This window comes from Acinetobacter kyonggiensis (assembly GCF_900107285.1).
Lineage (GTDB): Bacteria > Pseudomonadota > Gammaproteobacteria > Pseudomonadales > Moraxellaceae > Acinetobacter > Acinetobacter kyonggiensis.
This window is the reverse complement of the sequence record NZ_FNPK01000001.1, coordinates 270072-293314: the sequence shown is the minus strand read 5'-3', so window position 1 is coordinate 293314 and position 23243 is coordinate 270072. Positions and strand designations below refer to the sequence as shown.

Genomic DNA, 23243 nt, shown 5'->3' with positions numbered 1-23243 from the left:
CTTATGGCTCGTGAAATTCTTACCGTAGTAGAAACGGTTAGTAACGAAAAAGGTGTAAGTCGTGATGCAATTTTTGAAGCACTTGAACAAGCTTTAGTTGCTGCGACTAAAAAGAAATTTTACGAAGGCACACACGCAGAAGAAGCACGTTTACGTGTAGAAATTGATCGTAAAACGGGTGATTATCGTACTTTCCGTCAATGGGAAGTGGTTGCTGACGAAGATCATGAAATGCCTGCATGTCAGGATGCAATCTCTGATTTAGATCCTGAACAATGGTCTATCGGTGATATTCGTGAACTTGAAGTTGAATCGATTGATTTTGGTCGAATTGCTGCACAAATTGCGAAACAAGTCATTGTGCAAAAAATTCGTGAAGCTGAGCGTGCTTTAGTTGCGGATGCATACGAATCTAAAGTGGGCGAACTCATCTACGGTGAAGTGAAAAAACAAACCAAAGATGGCTTTATCATTGACTTGGGTGATAATGCTGAAGCATATCTTTCACGTGAAGAAATGATCCCAAAAGAAATTCTTCGTCCTAAACAACGTATGAACGCTATTCTATATAGCGTGAATCGTGAAGGTCGTGGTGCACAATTATTGTTGTCACGTGCGCGTCCTGAAATGCTAATGGCATTGATGAAGAAAGAGATTCCTGAAATTTCTGAAGAAATCATTGAAATTAAAGCCGCTGCCCGTCAACCGGGTGTTCGTGCTAAAATTGCTGTGAAAACCAACGATCATCGTATTGATCCTGTCGGTGCTTGTATTGGTATGCGTGGTACACGTATCCAAGCGGTGCAATCAGAGTTAAATGGTGAGCGTATTGATGTTGTGGTGTGGTCTGACGATCCAGCACAGTACATTGCCAGTGCTTTAGAGCCTGCTGATGTATCGAGTATTGTGATTGATGAAGATGCACATACTGCTGATATCATTTTTGCAGCCACTGATCAATTGGCTCGTGCTATTGGCTCACAAGGTCAAAATGTCCGTTTAGCATCTGAATTAACAGGCTATAAACTGGATATGATGCTCGAAGAAGAGTTTTATGCGCGTCAACAAAATGAAGCTCAACAATATTTAGACATGTTTGTAAGTCGTTTAGATATTGAAGAAGATTTGGCAATGGCTTTGGTTGAAATGGGCTTTACTTCTTTGGAAGAGATTGCTTATGTTCCAGCTGAAACATTTGATGAAATTGAGTTAGATGCTGAAATTGTTGAATTATTGCAAAGCCGTGCAAAAGAAATTACATTGGCTGATGCATTAAAACAACAAGAAAACATCCAAGATCCAAGTGCAGAACTTGTTGCAATGGATGGGATGACGCAGGAAATCGCGTACGCACTTGCGGCTCGCGGTGTGGTAACAGTAGATGATTTGGCAGACCAAGCGACTGACGATATTGAAGATATTGAAGGTTTAGGTGCTGAAAAAGCAGGTCAACTCATCATGAAAGCGCGCGAATCATGGTTTAACTAGGAGGAAATATATGACGGACAAGTCGATTAAAGAGTTAGCTCTCAGCGTAGCACGTCCAGTTGAGAAGCTCCTAGAGCAGGTTCGTGACGCAGGTTTACCGCAACGTAAAGCTGAAGATATTATTTCCACTGAACAACAAGATACCCTCGTTAACCATTTGAAAAAAATTCATGGTCAAGACGATGGGCATGCAGGAAAAATCACGTTGAAACGTAAAACAACCAGTACGGCTAAAGTGGCAAGTACCTCAGGTAAGGCGAAAACAATTAACGTTGAAGTGCGTAAAAAGCATACGTTTGTTAAGCCAAATCCAGAACAAATTAAAGCAGAAGCTTTAGCGAAAGCAGAAGCGGAACAAAAATCACAGACTGAGCCTAAAGGTCGTGATCAAGCGCAACAAAATACAGCTTCGAATGTAGGTGGCGCTTCTAAAGCTTTAGAAGCAATGCGTGCTGCAGCTAAGCAAGAAACGGCGAAGCAAGAAGTACCTAAAGCGGCTGTTGTGGTGAAGCGTAAATCGACGAACAAACCAATTGTTAAGCAAGTGGTTAAAGTGACCGAAACCGCAGAGCAGAAGAAAGCGCGTGAAGCTCAGGCTGCACAATTAAAAGCAGTAGAAGAGGCGGCACGCCGTAAATCGGCTGAAGAAGGGCAACAGCGTACGCTTGAGCAGATGCGTCAAATGGCGTCTAAATACTCTGCTGAAGATACTACTGCAACGATTCGTGTTATTGATGATTCTCCACTTGCTGCTGGCCTTGTGGGTCAAGCATATGAAGATTCATTTGCGAAAGAAGACCGTGAAATTAAACGTGGTGGTAATACCACCAGTACACGTGCACCGAAGAAAGGTGGACGTCGTGGTCAGGAAGAGCAAAGCTTCAGTAAACAGCCTAAACGTGGTTTGAAAACCAGCCAAGCGAATAAGCATGGCTTCGAAAAACCAGTTAAAAAGCAAGTTTACGATGTTGAAATTGGCTCTACGATTGTTGTTGCTGATCTTGCAGCGAAAATGGCGATTAAAGTTCGTGAAGTTATCAAATCACTCATGAAAATGGGTGAGCTTGTGACACAGAACCAAGCGATTGAGCAAGAAATTGCAGCGCTCGTGGTTGAAGAAATGGGTCATAACCCAGTTCTAGTATCGGATACACAAGCTGAAGATAACTTACTTGAAGCTGCTGAAGAAGCGCGTGGCGTTCAAACCACTCGTGCTCCTGTTGTTACGATCATGGGCCACGTTGACCATGGTAAGACATCACTTCTAGACCGTATCCGTCGTACTAAAGTAGCAGCGGGTGAGGCTGGTGGTATTACACAGCATATCGGTGCTTATCACGTTGAAACTGAGAAAGGGATTATTACCTTCCTTGATACACCGGGACATGCGGCGTTTACTTCAATGCGTTCACGTGGTGCGAAAGCGACTGATATCGTGGTACTTGTTGTTGCAGCTGATGATGGTGTAATGCCACAAACAGCTGAAGCAATTGATCATGCACGTGCTGCGGGTACGCCAATCATTGTTGCCATCAACAAAATGGACAAAGAATCTGCTGATCCAGATCGTGTATTAAATGAATTGACGGTTAAAGAAATTGTGCCTGAACAGTGGGGCGGTGATGTTCCTGTTGCCATGGTTTCTGCGCATTCGGGTCAAGGTATTGATGATCTTCTCGACCTTATTTTAATTCAATCTGAACTTCTTGAATTGAAAGCGTCTGAAGAAGGTGCTGCACAAGGTGTTGTAATTGAAGCGCGTGTTGATAAAGACCGTGGTGCTGTTGCTTCTATTCTTGTACAAAACGGTACATTGAAAGTCGGTGATCTTGTTCTTGCTGGTGGTTCTTACGGTCGTGTTCGTGCGATGGTGGATGAAAACGGTAAACGTATTCAATCAGCAGGTCCTTCAATCCCAGTTGAGATTTTAGGTCTTCCTGAAGCACCAATGGCGGGTGACGAAGTTCTTGTGGTAAATGATGAGAAGAAAGCGCGTGAAGTTGCTGATGCTCGTCTTTCACGTGAACGTGAACAACGTCTTGAGCGTCAAAGTGCAATGCGTCTTGAAAACATCATGGCGTCTATGGGCAAGAAAGATGTGCCTTATGTCAATGTGGTGCTTAAAACTGATGTACGTGGTACGTTAGAAGCATTGACTGTTGCTTTGCAAGCATTGGCAACGGATGAAGTTCGTGTTCGTGTCATTGGTTCAGGTGTGGGTGCAATTACCGAGTCTGACGTTACCCTTGCTGAATCGTCTGAAGCTGTACTTCTAGGCTTTAACGTCCGTGCTGATAATACTGCGCGTCAAAAAGCCGATGCAGATGGTATCGACATTCGTTACTACAGCATCATTTATGAATTGATTGATGATGTGAAAGCAGCAATGAGCGGTAAGCTTGCACCTGAGCATCGTGAAACGATTCTGGGTGTAGCTCAAGTACGTGAAGTGTTCCACTCAAGTAAATTTGGTGCGGCTGCGGGCTGTATGGTACTTGAAGGCATGTTACACCGTAATAAACCGATTCGCGTATTACGTGATGACGTGGTGGTATTCCAAGGTGAGCTTGAATCTCTTCGTCGCTATAAAGAAGTGGTTGAAGAAGTTCGTGCTGGTATGGAATGTGGTCTTGCCGTGAAAGGTTATAAAGACATCAAAGTACTCGATAAAATCGAAGTTTATGATGTTCAATTGATTAAACGGAGTCTTTAATGGCGGGTAGTCAACGTCTTAAGCGAATGGCGGATACGGTACAACGTGAGTTGTCAGAACTAATCCGTCAAGAACTGAAAGATCCACGCTTAGGTGGTCTAGTGACCATCTCTGCGGTGAAAGTCAGCGCAGATTTAGGCTATGCAGAAGTTTACGTCACCGTAATGGGACGTGAACTGGGCGATGATCAAAGTGAAGCGGCAAATAAAGAAACTTTAGCAGTGTTAAATGGTGCTTCTGGTTTCTTGCGTCACGAATTAGGTCGTCGTATCAAGACACGTATTACGCCAAGATTGCGTTTTCATTATGATAAAACCAATGCATATGGTAACTATATGTTTGGTTTGATTGCTGAAGCAGTGAAGGATTTACCTCCTGAAGAAGCAAAAAAAGATGATGAATAATTAATATAACGTAAGTTATATGCAAAAAAGCCACCTTCGGGTGGCTTTTTTTATGGATGTGTTCTGTCCTGAAATAAGTTGCAACATAGGAGACCTATTTTATGCAACATAAACAAGCTTAAAGCACGGAGCGTATACAACGAAATTATTCAATAATGATTTTGGGTAAAGTTGAGAAAGGTGCAGTACTTTACGGAGAAGCTCAGAATCTTGTTGATATTCAATCATCAAATTTGTTTAAAGATGATCAAGTTTACACTGCTTTAATGCATGTGCTGTAGATGCTGAGCGATGGATTGATTTGAATGATAAAAGGAGCCGAAGCTCCTAAAGGATGAAGACTATTTTTTCTGATATTGGCGGCGAACTCGAGAACGTTGCCAAGGGAGTGGGCGGTCTAAACTTTCAGGTACTTCACCACTGGTTGAGCGTAAACGTAAATGCAGAGCTGCTTGTGCCATCAGATTGGCCGATACCGGTGCTGTGATAAAAATGAATAAGGTAATGAGTATTTCAGCAAAACCAAAACGGCCATTAAAAGCAGCAAAAATAATGGCAGCAATTAAAAAACTACCCAGACCTAACGTACTTGATTTGGTTGGTGCATGTAGACGCATAAATAAATCGGGGAGGCGTACCATGCCAATTCCACCCACCAGCGTAAAGAAAGCACCAATCAATAAAAAAATTGAAACCAGAATTTCCATAACAAGTTGCATTATTTTTACTCCTAATCCACGACATGACCAGTGGTAAAGTAGCGGGCGAGGGCTGCTGTTGAGACAAAACCAAGCATGGCAACCAAGAGTGCTCCCTCAAAGAATGAGGTGCTTGCCCAATAAATACCCAAAATGACAATTAAACAGGTGGCATTGAGAAAAAGAGTATCCAGAGCCAAAAGTCGATCAACAATAGAGGGGCCGATAACTAAACGAATTAGGCAAAGGAACATTGAAATGGTGATGGCAACCATACATATGCCCAGCGTATAAGGCAAAATGCTCATGCATCGTCTCCTGATTCCACATTAAAAATCATCATCAGTGCTTTTTCATAACGAGTTTTAATGTCTTGAATGTCAATTTCTATGTTATCACTGCTTAATGCATGAACTAAAATATCACCACGGTCTTGGTCAATCCCAGCCGTGACCGTACCGGGGGTTGTGGTAATAATCAGGGCAAGTAAAACATTGACTTGTTCATGTTGGGAGTCTAACGGTACTCGAAACCATTTCGGATGCAGTTTATGCGTAGGCCCAAGAACCAATTTAGCCACTTTAATATTGCAAATAATGATGTCCCAGAGCACCACAAAAAATAATTTGAATGCCAATAGCCAGTTGATATTCGGTGTACGGGCAGTAAAGGGATTGACTAAGCGCGGAATAAAAATTCCGAGCATGAAAGCCATCAGTAATGTTGCTGGGTCAATACTATGCGCAAGCATGATCCAGCTTAAAGCCACAATGACAGAAACAAATGGATGGGGTAGCCAGTTTTCCAAAAACGATGTTTTTTGCATAGTTAAGGCTCCATAGGTTTCAGTTTGGCATCATCTGGGTGGGCCGGTTCTTGTACGATTTGTTGATTGATTTGGCGTTGTTTATATTCTGAAATATGCTCACCGTTTAAAGTATTTTCAGAAATAACATAAGGGATGAGATGCGCATTTGGATCAACCGTTTCACCGCCATATTTGGTTTCAGGTAGATTTTCTGGATCATATGGTTGTACGCTGATGACCTGATTTAGATGATCCCTTTTCAAAATTCTGCTTTCGTATAAGGCATTATTTTGTATTTGTTCAGCCGTTTTAAACATATATTGCTGAATTGGGCTGGCATAAACCATATACAGAATTAAAGCTAAAAGCAGTAAATAGATGGTTTTGTCATTTCGAGCAGGTGCTTGATCTGGCAAGGCTTGATAGGCCTTATATTCTGCCGAATTTGGATTGTCTTCGGGTTGTGTGGCACGCCAGAACAGTACAAAACCGATGCGGGTAAAGGCAATAATACTGAGTAAGCTGACAATTAACACTACAATAATAATCAGTAATTGATACGGTGAATGTGACGTGGCTTGTAAGATAAAGACTTTACCTAAGAAGCCACTAAATGGAGGCAAGCCTGCCATCATTAAAGCAATTAAAAAGAAGGTTAATGAAACGACTTTTTGTTGTTTCATGTGTGGCGCAACTTTGAAATGGTCTTTAAATGCACCACGTTGCGAGGTAATCCAGCCAGAGAGCAAATAAAATGCAGCAGCAATCAGGGTACTATGCACTAAATAATACAGTGCGGCAGCCCATGCCAAGGTATTAAACAGCGAAATGGCGATTAAGATCGTGCCAATAGATGACAGAATCATAAATCCGACGAAGCGGCGCAGTCGTTCTGCGCCAATTGCGCCAATAACGCCATAGACTGAAGTAATGAGGCCAATTGGCAATAACCAAGACACCAAAATGCTTTGACTTAAATGATCGTCAAATACTGTGCCATTAATCCGTAAAATGGCATAGATCCCCACTTTGGTCATAATGGTAAAAATCGCAGCAACAGGTGTTGTGGCAACGGCATAGGTTTTAGGCAGCCAGAAACCAACAGGCAGCATCGCGGCTTTAATACCAAAAACCACAAAGAGTAATAAGCCACCAGCCACAGCAAGTTTATGTTGGTCAGGTTCTAAAAGTGGGATTAGGCGTGTGACATCGGCCATATTTAGGCTGCCGACACTGCCATAAATGATGCCGAGACCAATCAGAAAGAGCGCAGAAGCCAATAAGTTAATGGTGACGTAATGAATGCCCAGTTGAAAACGTGCTTTGCCTTGTCCATGTAAAAGTAACACATAGGATGCCATCAACAGGATTTCAAAGAACACAAATAAGTTGAATAAGTCACCTGTCAGAAATGCACCGCATAGACCCATCAATAAGAAATGGAACATGGCATGGAAATAACGACCACGTGTATCCCACTCATGACTTGCATACCATAAAACAGCGGTTGCTAGGGCATACGTGAGGACGACCATCAGTGCAGAAAGTTGGTCTAGCACCAAGACAATCCCGAATGGTGCAGCCCATTCACCTAAATTGTAAACACTGATTTGCCCACTACTGGCAGAGATTAAATAAAGAATAGCCGTGGCTAAACCTAAAATTGAAGAAATGTAACTAATGCCACGACGCCAAGGTTGGCGCCAATCGTGTGCTAATGAGCCAGCGCCTGGATTACCAAGTAACACCAATAAAAAAGCAGTAAAAGCTGGAATTAAAATGCTAAAAATTGGGGTATGTTCAGTCCAGAATTGGATGACAGCATTCATTAAGGCTCATCCTCACGTGGGTCAATAGGAATAATATCTTCTTTCGAGTCGACGTGATCGGTTCCTGTTTCATAACGACTGCGTAGCGCAAGTTGCACAATAAAAGCAGTGGTTGCAAAACCAATCACAATCGCAGTGAGCACCAAAGCTTGGGGCAGGGGATCGGTTACCTTGGTGGTTTCGGTAAGTACCGCGGGTGCATTAATTTGCAGACGACCCATCGCAAAAAGAAATAAGTTGACGGCATAGCCAATCATTGCCAAACCGAGTACCACAGGAAAAGTACGTGCCCGTAGAATTAAATAAATTCCCGTTGCTGTAAGTAGCCCAATGGCAGAGGCAAGTAAAAATTCTAAGCTGATCATTTTATTCCCCCTTCGGTACAATTGGACCAGTCATGCTGGAGTGACGCGAGTCACCTAATACTGAAATCAACAGCATGGTTGCACCAACGACCGTGATATAAACCCCAAGATCAAAGAGCGCAGCGGAGGGAAGGTGCATTTCACCTAAAAGAGGTGGAGAGACATAAATATGCGCACTGGTCAGGAACGGACGTTCCCAGAACCAAGCACCTAAGCCTGTGAGTCCTGCAATGACTAAGCCTGAACCAATCCAAATTTCATATAAACGTCCTGATTTGGCTTTTAACATTTGCTCAGCTTGATCTTGACCCAGTGCAATGTATTGAATGATCAAAGCCAATGAGGTAATTAAACCCGCAATAAATCCACCGCCTGGTAAGTTATGTCCACGTAGGAAGATATACAAACTCACCACCAGTGCTAAAGGTAAAATCCATGAAGCAGTAATACGGAACATCAAGGGTGATGGATTAAAGCGGTAGGTTAAACCTTGGGTAATGGTGGTGCCATGCGCACGCATGCCATCCATTAAGCACAGGGCGCCAATCGCAGCAATACCCAGTACGGTAATCTCTCCAAAGGTATCGAAACCACGGAAGTCGACTAAAATGACATTGACCACATTGCTCCCACCCCCCAAAGGAATGGATTGCTGCATGAAGAACCATGAAATTGAATTGTGGTCACGGGTTAAAATCAGCCAAGCAATCCAACCAATACCGAGGCCAGCGCCAATCGCAATGAGGGCATCACGCCAACGACGTGATCCACTCGATTCATAAGGCGTGAGTTGTGGCAATAAAGACAAACTCATCAACAGTAAAACGGTGGTGACGACATCGACGGTAATTTGCGTTAAAGCAAGGTCTGGTGCAGACAGCGTCACGAACACCATGGTCACCACTAAGCCTATTGCACCACTAATCAACACGGCTTTAATGCGTTCATGGTGGAACCACAACATCATCCAGCAGGCAGAGAACAAGAGTAACCACAGTACAATTGCAACGGCAGGGGCATGGGTAAGTTCACGGCTACCAGTGGTTAAACCTTGATTGATTAATGGCATAGCAACCAATGCAATAGTAAAAGCCACGATCCAGATTAAATAACTTTGTAGTGAACCATTTTCAGTTTTACGTTTGAACTGGCGTGATTTCAGCAAGAGATGTTTTAAAAATAAATCAAATAAGATGCGACCTTGAAATTTACCCAGCATTGGATCAAGGTTAATCTCACGAATGGTTCCACCTTTGGCCAGAGCAAAGTAAAAGCACAGTCCGCCTAACAGTGCGATTGTACTCATCAATAAAGGCAGGTTAAAACCATGCCAAAGGGCAAGATGAGTACCTGCAAAATTTGGTAATTGTGTGCTGGCACGTGTGGTTGAATTAACAATATTTTCAACCAAGAGGGCAGGGAGAAGCCCAACTAAAATACATAAAATCGCCAGAAAAGTTGCAGGTGCTCGCATGCCAAAAGCAGGCTCATGTGCGTCTTTATTGGGAACAGCTTTGCCTAAAGGGCCATCAAAGAATACGCCATGAACCAGTCGCACTGAATAAGTAACCGCAAAGATACCCGCTAAGGTTGCCACAATCGCAGAGCCAATCAGTACTGGACCAGAGAGGTTGGCAAGTAGTTCAGTAAAGAACATTTCTTTGGATAAAAAACCATTGGTCAGTGGTACACCCGCCATTGAGGCAGCAGTGATCATGGTTAAGGTGGCAGTGAACGGAAGTAATTGCCAAATCCCACTGAGTTTACGCAAATCACGTGTCCCTGTTTCATGATCAATAATACCGGCAATCATGAATAGGGCAGCTTTAAACGTCGCATGGTTAATAATATGGAAGATGGCTGCGGCAACAGCAAGAGGAGAGCCAATCCCCAATAAGCAGACAATTAAACCTAAATGACTAATGGTGGAATAGGCCAGTAAACCTTTTAAATCTTCTTTAAAAATGGCAAAAAAGGCGGCCATACACAGCGTAAATAGGCCTACGAAAGTCACAATGTTGTGATACAGCGCAGCACCGACAAAAATAGGAGAGAGTCTTGCCAGCAGGAAAATACCTGCTTTGACCATGGTTGCAGAGTGCAGATAGGCCGATACAGGCGTAGGCGCTGCCATGGCATTCGGCAGCCAAAAATGGAACGGAAACTGTGCACTTTTGGTAAATGCACCCATTAAAATGAGCAGTAAAGTGGGTACAAATAGCGAATGACTTTGAATTTTCTCAGTCATGGTAAGAATTTGGTCTATTTGATAAGTGCCCGTTATTTGACCTAACAAAATGAAACCACCCAACATGGCTAAACCGCCCATGCCTGTAATGGTGAGTGCCATACGTGAGCCGCGCTGTGCGGCTTCATAATTACTCCAATAACCCACCAGCAGAAAAGAAGAAATACTGGTCAGCTCCCAAAAAACGAGCAGCAAAATTAAATTATTGGAGAGCGAGATACCCAGCATGGATGCCATGAATAACATGAGCAATACATACAGCTTGCTCAGTGAATTCTTAGGACTTAAATAATAATAAGCGTAGATATAAATGAGTGTGCCGATACCACTAATCAGCAAACAAAATAACAAACCTAAAGCATCCAAACGGAAACTTAAGTTGATGCCTAGCTGAGGTAACCATGACCAACTTTGCGTGATTGTTGCACCATTGAAAACATCTTTTGCTTGAGTCAGTAATAAGATGAGGCTGCTTAGACTGACCCCAATCGCCCCTAAGGCCGTTACCCCGCGCGAAAATTTTTTCAGCCACGAGACAAGTGTAGTGCCCAATACTAAGGGTAACAATATAATAATCGGTAGCACACTCATATCCATTGTCGTGAATTAGGTTGATAAAAACCTAAGGGTGAATGTTATCTTTCAAGGACTACAGGATCACAAAGAGCAATCCAAACGTTTAAATCTTGAAAGCCAATCGGAGTTAAAAATATTGAAAACAAGCTGTGTTGCGCAACTTGTAAAAAGTAATAGTAAAATCGGATTTTACTATAAAACTTTACATATCCCTGATCTTATTACATGAATAAAACAACATCAATTAGTTTTGCGCATACGTAACATATTATCTACCCGTCTATGTAATCTGGGCGTAGCATGTTTCAAACTGATGAAAAACTGAGTACTCAATATTTTTACCGATTAAACTTTTTTGCATGCAATTTAAGCGGTTAAGTTTGTATTATGGCAAGGGCTGATGTGAAGAGGTACCATCTTGTGCATTCATTAAACCCAGTAACTCATTTTGCTGTTCTAAGTTTAAATGCTGTTGAATGTGTTGCCATAGACTTTGTGGGGTAATATTTTCTGCGGTTGGTTCAAACAGGCGATCTGTTTCAATGATCTCTTCATTAAAGACTAAGTTTTCATAAATACGATCAAATTTGTCCTGTAATGGTTGTAGCTGTATCTCAAAAATTTGTTTATTTTCAATTTTCAAGCATTGATACTTGGCTGCATGTTCGAGTAATTCACTACGATTACCTGTGGCAATAATTTGTAGTCGCGGAAAAGCCTGATGTAAGCGCGGTAAAATCACTTGAGCAGTATTTTGATCCAGTTGATGATCAATCGCATCAATAAGTAAAATACCGTCGCCTTCAAGGCAGGGATATAAACTATTCGGATTGAGTACGCATAAACGCCGCACAATATCACCCACCAATGCAATCCAATTTTTCACGCTATTCGACAGTTGTTGATAGAGCATATTTTTGCCTTGATAACGCACCATCAATTGTAATTTCGGTTGGTACTGCACAAAAATATCGTCTAAAGCAGGAATGACCGTCGTTAAAGCTTGTTTTAACGCATCTAAATGAGGGCTATGCATCTGCTTTTGTGCATGAAATAATTGCTGTAAAAAGTCAGTTTCTTTGTTTTTTTGAACAGATGGATCGGAGAGCAGTTGTTGAAACAGTTGTGCGATCTGTGCATTTTCAATATCACTCACTTCACGCAACCATTCAAAAAAACGGCTAAAAGTGGTAAAGGGAATCGCTGAAACTTCATAAGCATGTGCGCTTTGAAAAATGAGTGGATTGTTCTTACTCAGAATATTCATTTCATTGACAAAGCGTTCTGCTGGGTAATAGGCAATTAAGGGCAAGCCTTGGAGTTGATCATGCTGGATGGCATTTTGATACAGTTCGATTAAGTTTTCTAATTGTTGGGTTTCTGCTTTACTGCTGCCAATACCCTGACTATTTAAGGTTTTATACAGTTGCCAATCGCAATAACCAAGTACTTTGTCTGGTACTTCACTGGATTCATTCAAAGTACCAATATCATTGGGGATCTGCACCCGAATATCAATTTTGGATTGTAAACGGTTCAGCATAATGTCTTGATCAAGCATCACCACACCCGCAGCACGTAAGTCTTTATAACGCGCTGCAAACCACGTTAAGGCTTGATAAGTGAATCTTAAAATGGTGGTTTTGCCAGTGCCTTGATCACCCATAATCAAGGTGATGGGTTTCTCATTAAATTTCAGCTTGAGATCGGCAAAATGAAGGGTATGTTTGAGTTGAATAGCATCGATTTTCATAGAATACCTACATTGCACAATAAGCTGAAATTATTCTCCCACAGCTTTACGCAACGATAAGGGCATTTGTTTTTTGAGCTGTTGCACCAAATCGTAAATATGGTGAATATTTAAACTTACTTTAGCACGTGTGCAAGCCACGTAAAGCAATCTTAACTCTTCATCACTAATTTTATGGTCTTTTTCGTTGACCTTAAATTGATAGTCATCTTCGATATGCACCCGATCCCATTCCAAGCCTTTGGCTTTATGGGCGGTTGAAATAATATAATCGGCATGCTCAATCGGGCTGATTTTGGCTAAGGCACGTTTCAATGGATCTGTACCGTGATCATCCACCAATTTCACCAAAGGTTTAATGTCGCTGCCGTCATTGGTTTCGCAATATTCATGCACATCATGCCATGAATTAAACCAAGCCAGTTCAGGCACATCCGTGACGCGTTTACCTTGCTTGAGCATGCTTGCAGCATCGACAAAACGGTTCAGTTTGACATGATCGGCTTGTAAGCTGACTTTGTCGCCATGCACTAAACCTGCCAGCAATAACTCCATCGCCCGTGCATTGGTACGGCATAAAATGGCATCACGTTGTTTGGTATGCGGTTTATTGACTACTTTGGAATGCAGGTGTGGATTGCCTAAGAGGGGAACAGTTTCATTTAACGCGCCCAAAATGGCATTGGCATTTAACGCAATCTCTTCACCAAAACGGAAAGACGTGGTTAAGCGAGATTCAGGCAAAGGGAGCTGTTGCATGGCATTGACTGCACCGCGCCATGCATAAATTTGTTGATGCGCATCACCGACATAAATCACTTGGGTATTTCTTTGACGCAGCAAAATACCGAGCATCAATGGGTCAGCATCTTGTGCTTCATCAAACAACACATAATCGGTTGGAATGTTGGGTTCAGACAATGCCCACAGTTTTAGATAAATATCGTGACCAATACCCGCTTGATGGTTTGGATCAATTGATTCTAACCAACGTCGTTCAATGGCGGGATAAAGATGCGTCTGTAGTTCAGCAATATCATCGGGATGTAACCAACTGGGTGCTTGAAGATGGCGTGGTGCTGGATATTGCGAACTGGTGGAACAAAAATAACTCACCGCATTGGCAACCAGACTGGCCAAACGACTGGGCATCATGACATATTTTTCGTAACGTCCACCCATCATTCGGCGTAAGGTAATGGGCTGGAGTCGATATTCTTTGGCGATGAAACTCGGGCTTAAACGTGGTAGACGTAGTTTATCGGTCACGCCACGTGGCACACTACGAAACGCCAGCGAGTGAAAGGTACGACAGTCGACATTGCGATGAAATTTACTTTGTGCTTCTGATGCAATGGCTTTGTTAAACGCCAGATACATACCGCGCCGTTCAGGCATGGCGTCACTGATCATTTGTAAGGTGGTGGTTTTACCTGTGCCTGCATAGGCAATCACTTTAAAGGATTTGCCTAAACGCGCGTTGTCGATGGCAATCGCTTGCTCATAGGTGGCGCTTGGTTTTTTGGGATCAGACACAGGCATCGGCTTAGTGTTGACGATTGGCTTTTTCAACCAAACCCGATAAGCCTTGGCGACGCGCGAGTTCGTTTAAAATTACTTGTGGTTCAATGTCGAAATAACCCAGCATCACAATGGTGTGAAACCACAGGTCTGCCACTTCATAAATTAAATCGTTTTTATTGTCTTCTTTCGGCTCAGATTTAAAATCTTTTGCGGCAATAATGCTTTCAATACTTTCTTCGCCGACTTTTTCTAAAATTTTATTTAAGCCTTTATGATACAGCTTGGCCACATAAGATGAGTCTGGATTGGCTTTTTTGCGTTCCGCCATCATCTGACCTAAATAATTCAAAATTTCAATTTGTTCAGATTGAGCCGTTGAGGCATTCATCGCAAGGGTATGTGGATTCACCGATTTTTCCGCATAAATTTGGCTTGGATCTTTCAATTGAGCATCGACTATTTCCCAGCCATTTTCGGTTAGTTTACGGTAGAAGCACGATTCACGACCGGTATGACAAGCAATGCCACCATGTTGTTCGATTTGCAACACAATGACATCGGCATCGCAGTCCAAACGGATTTCATGTACGGTTTGGAAATGACCCGATTCTTCGCCTTTATGCCATAATTTTTGGCGTGAACGGGAAAAGTAAACCGCTTGATTTTTTTCAGCAGTTAAAGCCAAAGCCTCACGGTTCATCCATGCAACCATCAGTACACGACCGGTTTGATGATGCTGTGCAATGGCAGGAATAAGACCTTGTTCGTTAAATTTTACTTCATCGAGCCATTGCACGTTGTTCATGATAATTTCACCAAAAATATGTTCAAAATTTAAAAGAGCGACTTAAAATCGCAACTCCATAGTGTACGTGATTCGCACTGCTTTGAGAAAAAAATATACGCTGCATCAGCATAATTGCACTTTATCTCTCATTAATATTAAAGCTTTTAAAAATAGCGTGCTTTATTTTTATGGATCAAAATAATTGAAATAGTCGCGGATTTAAATACAAGATACAGCTCACGCGATCAGCAAAGCTGCACTTAAACCAGCATTATAAATCTTGCATAAACTGAGGGAAATTTTGTTTTTCGACCATTTCTAAAAATTCATCCCCTAAACGCTGACTTTCAGCCACACACTGGTTCCACATTTGAATGCGTTGTTTTTGCTCTAAACCTTTTAAGGTGAAATCTTTACGATCGGGTAAACGTCCAAGAAGTAAGGATTGCAAATACTCTTGCGAAGGCGAAAGCAATAAGGTTCGTGCCTGATTTTCAGGGTTGGCTTTACGATTTTTTAACATTTTGTCGAACCAACCCGGTGTAATGCTGTCACTAAAATGCGGATACAGCACAATGCCTTGGCTTTCAAAGGGCAGGTCAATGTGATAGTCAATTAAACCCCCATCACGGTAACTGCCTTTGGGTGCATCTGGAATATTACGAATAGCTGACATGACACCCGGAATAGAGGCGGATGCCATTAACCAAGGAATGGCATTATCGCTATTTAAAGTTTGATAATGGGTGACAAAGTCATCAATGACTTTAAATTGCTGACCTGATGCCGGTTGGCTAATCACCCGTTGCATAAACAGGCGATTGTGCTTACGACCGAGTGCATTACTGCCAATAATACCTGCCACAGAGGCCAATAAAGGAAGAGCCAAATCACTTTGGAAAATGTGCTGGGCTTTAATTGAAATCACTGCGAGGTGATAGTCAGGATGATCAATCAGTTGTTGCTCTTGACCTTGAATCAGGTCAATCAACATGCCTTGGCAAATGTGAGCAACTTCCTGACGTGACATTTTTTTATCAAAAGAGAGGTTGGTATATAAATTAGATAAGCGTTCAGTGCCTTCTTTTGCACCCCAAGCCAAAATACTGGCAAAACGCCAACTGCCAATAGATGAACCAATCAGTGTTCTGCGCTGTGGGGCTTGGGCAAAAAAATCACCAAAAATGGCTTGGTCTAAACCTTGAATACCAATCCCTTTTGGGCCACCTGCCGCACCCGGCACAATATCAACTTGCTGTGCATGTAAACCTTCTTTTTCAATCAGTTGGCGTGCAAGATGACCTGCACGAATCGTCAGAGAAGGGCGGTATTTTTGCAGAATTTGCGTCATGGTCTAGGATTAAATATACAAGTGTGTTGTTATTTTAAGTTGCTAGGCCTCAGCGACAATGGCGATATTTATCACTTGTTGACTGGTGAGTCATTACATCACAAAACAGCCTGATCATTTTCATCATCAGGCTGTTAGAGGTTCTAAATGTGTATAAACTGAGTTATTTTGCGATGCGCCAAAGGGCAAGGATACCCGAGAATACGATCAGTAAGATTGAGACATACCACGGTGCAATAATGGCAATAGATAACAAAATTGCCATAATGCTACCGAATATCCAACTGCGTTTTTGCTGATGTTCCATTTGCAAACGCATGCTTTGGAGTTCATTCAGTTGTTTGGAATGCCAAGCCGACTGATTTTTTAAACCATTAAGGCTGTCAATCATCAGGCTAGGCAGGTCTTGCGCACCGAGGAGTAAATCTGGAATTTGCTGACCCAGTTCTTTCATATTTTTGACTGGACTCATATTGGCTTTAATCCAATCGGTCAAAATCGGTTTCGCCAGTTTCCAAATATCCAGTTCTGGATACAGGTCTGTGCCTAAACCTTCCACATGCACCAAGGTTTTTAAGAGCAACATCAATTGTGGCGGAATTTCCAAATGGAAACGCCGTGCAATATCCATCACTTGAATCAGAATGCCGGCAAAATCTAGTTCATGCATCGGTTTCGAGACCATTGGTCCAACCGTACGACGCATTTCACGTGCTAAAGCATCTTGATCGGTGCCCGGTGGAATCCAACCCGCTTGATGCACCACCAGAATCAGTTGCATGAAGTTGCTGTTCATGACCGCAAGTAACATGCGTGCCACGGTCATCTGATCGTGTTTAGACAACTCACCCATAATGGCGCAATCCAGTGCAATAAAGCGTGGATTGCTAGGGTTAATCGTTTCGACAAAGACGTTGCCGGGATGCATGTCGGCATGGAAAAAGTTGTCACGGAAGACTTGGGTAAAAAAGATGGTTAAACCTTTTTCTGCCAATTCCGCACGATTCATGCCCATTTTATCAAAGGTTGAGATATCGGAAATCGGCACACCGGTGATGCGTTCCGCCACCATGACATCTTTGCTGTCCATATAGACTTCAGGCACATACATCATGCTCGAGCCAGTGAAGTAATGGCGCATACGACGGGTGTTGTCGGCTTCTAAAGTCAAATCCAATTCATTGAGAATGATTTGACGATAGTTCTGAATAATTTCCGAAAGATGTAGCGCCCGTGCTGCTTCTAGGCGTTTTTCTAAGGCTGCACCGAGCCAATCCAGAATTTCAAAATCATGTAAAATTTGTTGACGAATATTGGGGCGCGTGACTTTCACCACCACTTCACGGCCATCATGCAAAGCAGCGGTATGCACTTGTGCGATTGAGGCAGCGGCAAGTGGTTGCTCATCAAAACGAGCAAACAGGGTGTTTACATCGGCTTTTAAGGATTCCTGAATCCGCATTTTGGCAACATGATTGTCAAATGGTTTGACGCGATCTTGTAATAACACCAATTGCTGTAAAACTTCAGGTGCAATCAAATCACGGCGGGTAGAGAGCAACTGGCCAAGCTTAATTGCAAGTGGTCCCATTTCCTCTAAAGCGAGTTTCAGCTTGAGTGGATTTTTACGCTCACGACTCGACCATGCCGCAGGGTGCATGCGAATCAAGCTTAAAGCATGACGAGCTTTTTCTGGTAATTCTTCCGCAGGAAACAACGTGTCGAGTCTATAGTGCGCGGCAATGCGCCAAAGTTCGAGTAAACGTGAAACGTGCGGAATCATATATGTTATTACCTAATCTTGAGGTGAAGCAGAAGTTGCAGCTGCATCAATGTGTGCTTGAAGTTGTTGAATTTTGGCTTCAGCACGATCTAAATTTTGATTGAGAATGCGCGTGTCTTGATTTAAGTCATCCATTTGCCAGCGTGGGGCAAATACAGCTAAATCTTCTTTTAAGGCATCTTCAGCAAAGAACAAATGGCTTTGCAATGAGCGTTTTAAATGTTGCGGGACGTGTTGAATTTTACCCAGTTCATGTGCAAGGCTCGGGCCAATCCAAGGACTTAAATGTGATGCTAAATCAGGTTCGGCTTGTTGCATGATCCGTTGAATATCTTGCAACAAGTGATAGTCACCTTGCAGTGGGATATTACCGACATCCTCGGCAAACAGTAACTTTAAAAGCTCAACTACATTTTTAACGTGTAAGGTGGCCGTTGCTTCAGAAAGCTGTTGATTTTGATCAAATGGACGTTGTTCAAAAATAGATATTTTTTCACTTTGCCCTGTGACGGTAGGTTCAAGGCGAACTTTGTCTTGGTCAAAAAATACATCGACAGACAGTTGCGGGGTATCAATGACCACACGCAACATTTTGCCTTGCAGTGCATTCAGTTGGATACGAGTAAGCGCATCCAAATCAATGACATGATGAATGAATCGTTCGACTGCACCCAGTGCCAGAATCGACCACATAGCGTAAACCCTTACAGTTTAAAGCCGCGGTGAACCGCAACAATACCACCGGTTAAGTTGTGGTAATCACAGTTTTGGAAGCCTGCCTGTTCCATCATGCCTTTTAGGGTACGTTGGTCGGGGTGCATACGAATCGATTCTGCTAAGTATTTGTAGCTTTCTGAGTCATTGGCAATGATTTTGCCCATGATTGGCAATGCCGTAAATGAATACAAATCATAAAGCTTAGAGAACGGTTCAAATACCGGTTTAGAAAATTCTAAAATCAGTAAACGACCGCCCGGCTTAAGCACACGGTACATGGCTGCAAGCGCAGCATCTTTATCGGTCACGTTACGTAAACCAAAGCTGATGGTCAGCAAGTCAAAGCTGTTGTCTGCAAATGGCTCTAAAGTTTCAGCATTGGCTAAAACGAAATCGACATTGGTACAACCAGCATCGATTAAACGGTCACGACCCACATTGAGCATGGATTCGTTGATGTCTGAAAGAACGACATGACCTGTAGGGCCGACTTCACGGCTAAAGACTTTGGCTAAATCGCCTGTACCGCCTGCAATATCCAGTACATGCTGACCACGACGTACGCCAGACATATTAATGGCAAAGCGTTTCCATAGACGGTGAATACCGAACGACATCAAGTCATTCATGATGTCGTATTTGCTGGCAACAGAATGGAACACTTCAGCGACTTTTTGTGCTTTATCATCACTACTCACGGTTTGATAACCGAAGTGTGTGGTTGCACCGACATTGCCTGTATTGGCGCCACGTGGCAGATTATATTTGGGTACTGAACCTGTAACAGGGGTATTTGTCAGCTGTTGTTGTAAGGATTGTTGCTGACCTTGAGCAGTACCTTGTGGAAGCGGTTCGGTTAAGAAAGGACTTACTTTGTCTGTATTTGGTGCCGACTCAGGGGTAGAGGTAGGCGTTTGATTTTCATTAGACATAGAGTCACTCCTAACATAAAAATAGGGTTAATGTTGCAGTGCATGCATGATGACAGATTCTAAGACGTTGTACAGCAATCAGCATGCAATTGTTATGAATAATATACAGAAATCTATTCTTTATTTTAATTCACAGTTCGATTTGTTATTTCCACAACAGCATCATTGATACTGAAATGGATTGGGATCGGCTGCATGAACTTGATGGATAATTTGGCGTTCAACCGCAGTAAAATCTTTGACAAATTTCTCTGCCGACTTTAATGGTTTCATCGCTAAAAAGCCATCCTGCATAAATTCATACATCACTTGAAAGTTGTATTTGCTGGCTGCACCTTTACACATTTTAAATGCGGTATAGACCATAAATGAGCGCATATATTGATCTAAACTCAAGCCCAACTGGTCAAGTAAATCCAGCTGTTGAAGGCGTTGTTGCCCTTGATCCAGTTTAAGGTAGGTCAAACGCATCATTTCATCGGTTAACTTTTCATGTGGATGGTAGTCTTTGAGCAATTGTATCGCGACTTGCTCATCCAGTTGTACGGCTAAAATAGCCAAAGAAACGCCTGATGTGCCTGTTCTGATGGCATTTTCAGGAATCAGTTTTTCTGCTTTATGCGCATATTTCATTAAACGCGCAATTTGCCCCGCCAAAGCGTCAAAATCTGAACCGCCATATAAGCGATTGAGAAAATACTCAGACATTAAAATATTGTGCTTTTCAGCAAACTGTCGTAAATGCGTGCTTTGCATGCGCACTTTTTGCCAAGCTTGCACGTCTTGTAAACGCTGAAAAATGTCAGGATTTTGATGGTAATTCAGTTGATAATATAACTCTAATAAGTCATCCAATGCAGCCAGTTTTGACATCAAGCATCTCTATTATTTTTTAGATGGTTAAATCTTAGAACGAGATTGGCAAACTCGCTATGACAATCTGTGATAAAAATGACTAAAAAGAAGTCAGTGTGATGTAGAAAGAAGCAATTTTACGCAACATAAAATGTATATTTTATGATTCAGCCTTGTTCTATGCTTGGATATACTGAAATAAATACAAGGATTTGGAAGCCATATGTCTATAGAAAAAATAGAAAAAACTGAAAATCAGCTGTTGGATGAAGCTCAGCTTTCCTTGAATTTGATTGAAGCACAATATTTTTTAAAAAATACCCGCGACCAAAAAAATGCCAAAAGTCTGGTGATTTTAGTCAATGGCATTGAATTGGCGGGTAAGGGCGAGTCTGTTAAGCAGCTACGTGAATGGGTCGATCCGCGTTATTTGCGGGTCAAAGCCGATGCACCCAATATATTTAAGCAAAATCAAACTTTTTGGCAACCGTATGCACCCTTTATTCCCGCGGAAGGGCAAATTATGGTGATGTTTGGCAATTGGTATAGCGATCTGTTAATCACGGCTTTACATGTGTCCAAACCATTAGATGAAACGCTGTTTGATGCCTATGTCGAGGACATGCGCAGCTTTGAACAGGATCTAAAAAACAACCATGTTGATGTGGTGAAAGTCTGGTTTGATTTGTCATGGAAATCTTTGCAAAAACGATTAGATAATATGAAGCCGAGTGAAGTGCATTGGCATAAACTGCATGGCTTAGATTGGCGTAATAAAAAGCAATATGACAATGTACAAAAACTGCGTCAGCGTTTTACTGATGATTGGACCGTGATTGATTGTGAAGATGAAAAATTACGTGATCAACAATTTGCCCAACATATTTTACGTGCTTTAGAGCATTGCCCAGAACATTTAAGTCAAAACAAAACCAAGTGGAAACAGGCAACCGTTCCAGAGCCTTTATTAGCGCCAGCAAATAAGGCGGTCAATCAAGAAAACTATAAAGCAGAATTTAAAAAACTGTCGCTTAAAGTGGCTGAAGCACTGCGCTTTGATGATCGCAAAGCGATTATTGTCTTTGAAGGGATGGATGCTGCGGGGAAAGGTGGTGCAATCAAACGCATTGTAAAAAATCTTGATCCACGTGAATATGACATTCATACCATTGCGGCACCTGAGAAATATGAATTACGTCATCCCTATTTATGGCGTTTTTGGACCAAATTGCAGACCGATGAAGATATTACCATTTTTGACCGTTCTTGGTATGGTCGGGTCTTGGTCGAGCGGGTTGAGGGTTTTGCCAATGAGGTCGAGTGGCAACGTGCTTATGAAGAAATTAACCGTTTTGAAAATGATTTGGTCAACAGTCAAACCGTGGTGATTAAATTTTGGCTTGCCATTAGTAAAGATGAGCAGGAAGTGCGCTTTAAAGCGCGAGAAGAAACACCACATAAACGCTTTAAAATTACTGCCGATGACTGGCGTAATCGTGAAAAATGGGACGGTTACTTAGACGCTGCCGCAGATATGTTTGAGCAAACCAGCACCGTGCATGCACCGTGGCATATTATTGCCACCAACGATAAATATATGGCGCGTTTAGAGGTATTGCGAACCATTTTAAAACAGCTGAGCGCAGATTAAGCGCTCAGCAGAAAGATCAGTCTACTTTGAGGGTCAACGACTGATAACGCTGTGCTTAACCGACAAGCTGAGCATTTTGTTTTTTTTGAATGTCTTTGGCAAGGCTGTAACATTCTTCTACATGCGCTGCTGCGACTTTTTTCATGACAATATAACCTAAACTTGCGGCAATAATTTGTCCCCCTAAAGGAATGAATTTAGTCACTTGTTTGGTGATAACTTTAGCGGCAACATTATTGATGGATTTTTTAACCGCAGTACGTGCAATCACCAGTCCTGAGAACTCTACCCCTCGTTTGCGCAGTTCTTGCCAATGTACTTGTTTGGTCTCGGGATCGTAGACACTAATTTGTTCGGGTGCTAAACCAAAGCGCGCATTCACTTCTGGAATGAGTTGTGACAAAATTCCGACATCGATAACAACATCTAGAAATGGCACAGGTGCGACAGCAGCACCAGCAGAAATGTAAGCTCGTTTTTGCACCAGTTCTAAGCATTCTGCACGAATGATTTCTAAATCTAATGCTGGGTCTATTGAGTCTGGAATTTTATCTATTTTCATAATCTAAATACCTTAAACTTCGTGTTGGTTTTTCTATTTAATGACTAAGGGGTAAAATGTCAAAAGACCCTATTAAGGTACGAATTTCAAAGCATTTTTGAATCGAACCGAAATCTCAAAGTGACATAGACAGATGCAGATGTATAGTAAATAATTTTTATGCTTTTGTAGGCATTGTATTTTAAAAAAGAGTGGAGTA

19 protein-coding genes are annotated in these 23243 nt (G+C 42.2%); 4 read left to right on the top strand and 15 right to left on the bottom strand.

The window, feature by feature from the left end:
• Positions 1-3: 3 nt before the first annotated feature.
• From nusA to BLV99_RS01350, 3 genes are read left to right on the top strand one after another with little or no spacing between them, the layout of a single operon-like run.
• A complete protein-coding gene (gene nusA / locus BLV99_RS01360; RefSeq protein WP_004650020.1) occupies positions 4-1488 on the top strand; it encodes a transcription termination factor NusA in 1485 nt (494 codons plus the stop codon).
• Positions 1489-1498: 10 nt separating this feature from the next.
• Positions 1499-4201: a translation initiation factor IF-2 gene (gene infB / locus BLV99_RS01355; RefSeq protein ID WP_092686974.1), complete on the top strand. Its 2703-nt coding sequence runs from the start codon at positions 1499-1501 to the stop codon at positions 4199-4201.
• Positions 4201-4605: a ribosome-binding factor A gene (locus BLV99_RS01350; RefSeq protein WP_004650018.1), complete on the top strand. Its 405-nt coding sequence runs from the start codon at positions 4201-4203 to the stop codon at positions 4603-4605. Before infB ends, BLV99_RS01350 begins: the two co-directional genes overlap by 1 nt.
• A gap of 341 nt (positions 4606-4946) precedes the next feature.
• Here the strand turns inward: BLV99_RS01350 and BLV99_RS01345 are convergent, their stop codons facing one another.
• From BLV99_RS01345 to BLV99_RS01280, 14 genes are all read right to left on the bottom strand, one after another.
• Complete coding sequence (locus BLV99_RS01345; RefSeq protein ID WP_092686971.1) at positions 4947-5324, bottom strand: Na+/H+ antiporter subunit G; 378 nt, start codon at positions 5322-5324, stop codon at positions 4947-4949.
• A gap of 11 nt (positions 5325-5335) precedes the next feature.
• Positions 5336-5611 carry a monovalent cation/H+ antiporter subunit F gene (locus BLV99_RS01340; RefSeq protein WP_074943837.1) on the bottom strand — a complete coding sequence of 92 codons (276 nt, stop codon included), beginning with the start codon at positions 5609-5611 and terminating at the stop codon, positions 5336-5338.
• Positions 5608-6129, bottom strand: coding sequence for a Na+/H+ antiporter subunit E (locus BLV99_RS01335; protein ID WP_092686968.1), 522 nt, complete (start codon positions 6127-6129; stop codon positions 5608-5610). The genes BLV99_RS01340 and BLV99_RS01335 overlap by 4 nt, the downstream gene beginning before the upstream one ends.
• A 2-nt stretch (positions 6130-6131) precedes the next feature.
• Entirely contained in the window at positions 6132-7940 is a 1809-nt protein-coding gene (locus tag BLV99_RS01330) for a monovalent cation/H+ antiporter subunit D (protein ID WP_092686965.1), read from the bottom strand.
• Positions 7940-8305 (bottom strand): Na+/H+ antiporter subunit C, encoded by a 366-nt coding sequence (locus tag BLV99_RS01325; protein WP_086165151.1) that lies wholly within the window; start codon positions 8303-8305, stop codon positions 7940-7942. The genes BLV99_RS01330 and BLV99_RS01325 overlap by 1 nt, the downstream gene beginning before the upstream one ends.
• Before the next feature lies 1 nt (position 8306).
• Entirely contained in the window at positions 8307-11150 is a 2844-nt protein-coding gene (locus BLV99_RS01320; protein ID WP_092686962.1) for a monovalent cation/H+ antiporter subunit A, read from the bottom strand.
• A gap of 364 nt (positions 11151-11514) precedes the next feature.
• Complete coding sequence (locus BLV99_RS01315) at positions 11515-12882, bottom strand: AAA family ATPase (protein WP_092686959.1); 1368 nt, start codon at positions 12880-12882, stop codon at positions 11515-11517.
• Between the two features lie 30 nt (positions 12883-12912).
• Entirely contained in the window at positions 12913-14418 is a 1506-nt protein-coding gene (locus BLV99_RS01310; RefSeq protein ID WP_086165234.1) for a UvrD-helicase domain-containing protein, read from the bottom strand.
• A 10-nt stretch (positions 14419-14428) separates the two neighbouring features.
• Positions 14429-15211, bottom strand: a complete 783-nt coding sequence (gene hisIE / locus BLV99_RS01305; protein ID WP_092686956.1) for a bifunctional phosphoribosyl-AMP cyclohydrolase/phosphoribosyl-ATP diphosphatase HisIE — start codon at positions 15209-15211, stop codon at positions 14429-14431.
• A gap of 253 nt (positions 15212-15464) precedes the next feature.
• Positions 15465-16544 (bottom strand): patatin-like phospholipase domain-containing protein, encoded by a 1080-nt coding sequence (locus BLV99_RS01300; RefSeq protein WP_092686953.1) that lies wholly within the window; start codon positions 16542-16544, stop codon positions 15465-15467.
• A gap of 163 nt (positions 16545-16707) precedes the next feature.
• On the bottom strand, positions 16708-18327 hold the full coding sequence (locus BLV99_RS01295) for an ABC1 kinase family protein (RefSeq protein ID WP_092686950.1): 1620 nt from the start codon (positions 18325-18327) through the stop codon (positions 16708-16710).
• 12 nt (positions 18328-18339) lie between these two features.
• Positions 18340-19020 carry a ubiquinone biosynthesis accessory factor UbiJ gene (locus tag BLV99_RS01290; RefSeq protein ID WP_092686946.1) on the bottom strand — a complete coding sequence of 227 codons (681 nt, stop codon included), beginning with the start codon at positions 19018-19020 and terminating at the stop codon, positions 18340-18342.
• Between the two features lie 11 nt (positions 19021-19031).
• Positions 19032-19976 carry a bifunctional demethylmenaquinone methyltransferase/2-methoxy-6-polyprenyl-1,4-benzoquinol methylase UbiE gene (gene ubiE / locus BLV99_RS01285; protein WP_004650003.1) on the bottom strand — a complete coding sequence of 315 codons (945 nt, stop codon included), beginning with the start codon at positions 19974-19976 and terminating at the stop codon, positions 19032-19034.
• 162 nt (positions 19977-20138) lie between these two features.
• Complete coding sequence (locus BLV99_RS01280; protein WP_086183919.1) at positions 20139-20849, bottom strand: DUF8198 family protein; 711 nt, start codon at positions 20847-20849, stop codon at positions 20139-20141.
• A 205-nt stretch (positions 20850-21054) separates the two neighbouring features.
• Here BLV99_RS01280 and pap point away from each other — a divergent pair, with 205 nt between their 5' ends.
• Complete coding sequence (pap, locus tag BLV99_RS01275; protein ID WP_092686943.1) at positions 21055-22482, top strand: polyphosphate:AMP phosphotransferase; 1428 nt, start codon at positions 21055-21057, stop codon at positions 22480-22482.
• A gap of 55 nt (positions 22483-22537) precedes the next feature.
• On the opposite strand, the gene BLV99_RS01270 is transcribed toward pap, so the two are convergent.
• A complete protein-coding gene (locus tag BLV99_RS01270) occupies positions 22538-23044 on the bottom strand; it encodes a hypothetical protein (RefSeq protein ID WP_092686940.1) in 507 nt (168 codons plus the stop codon).
• Between the last annotated feature and the right edge of the window lie 199 nt (positions 23045-23243).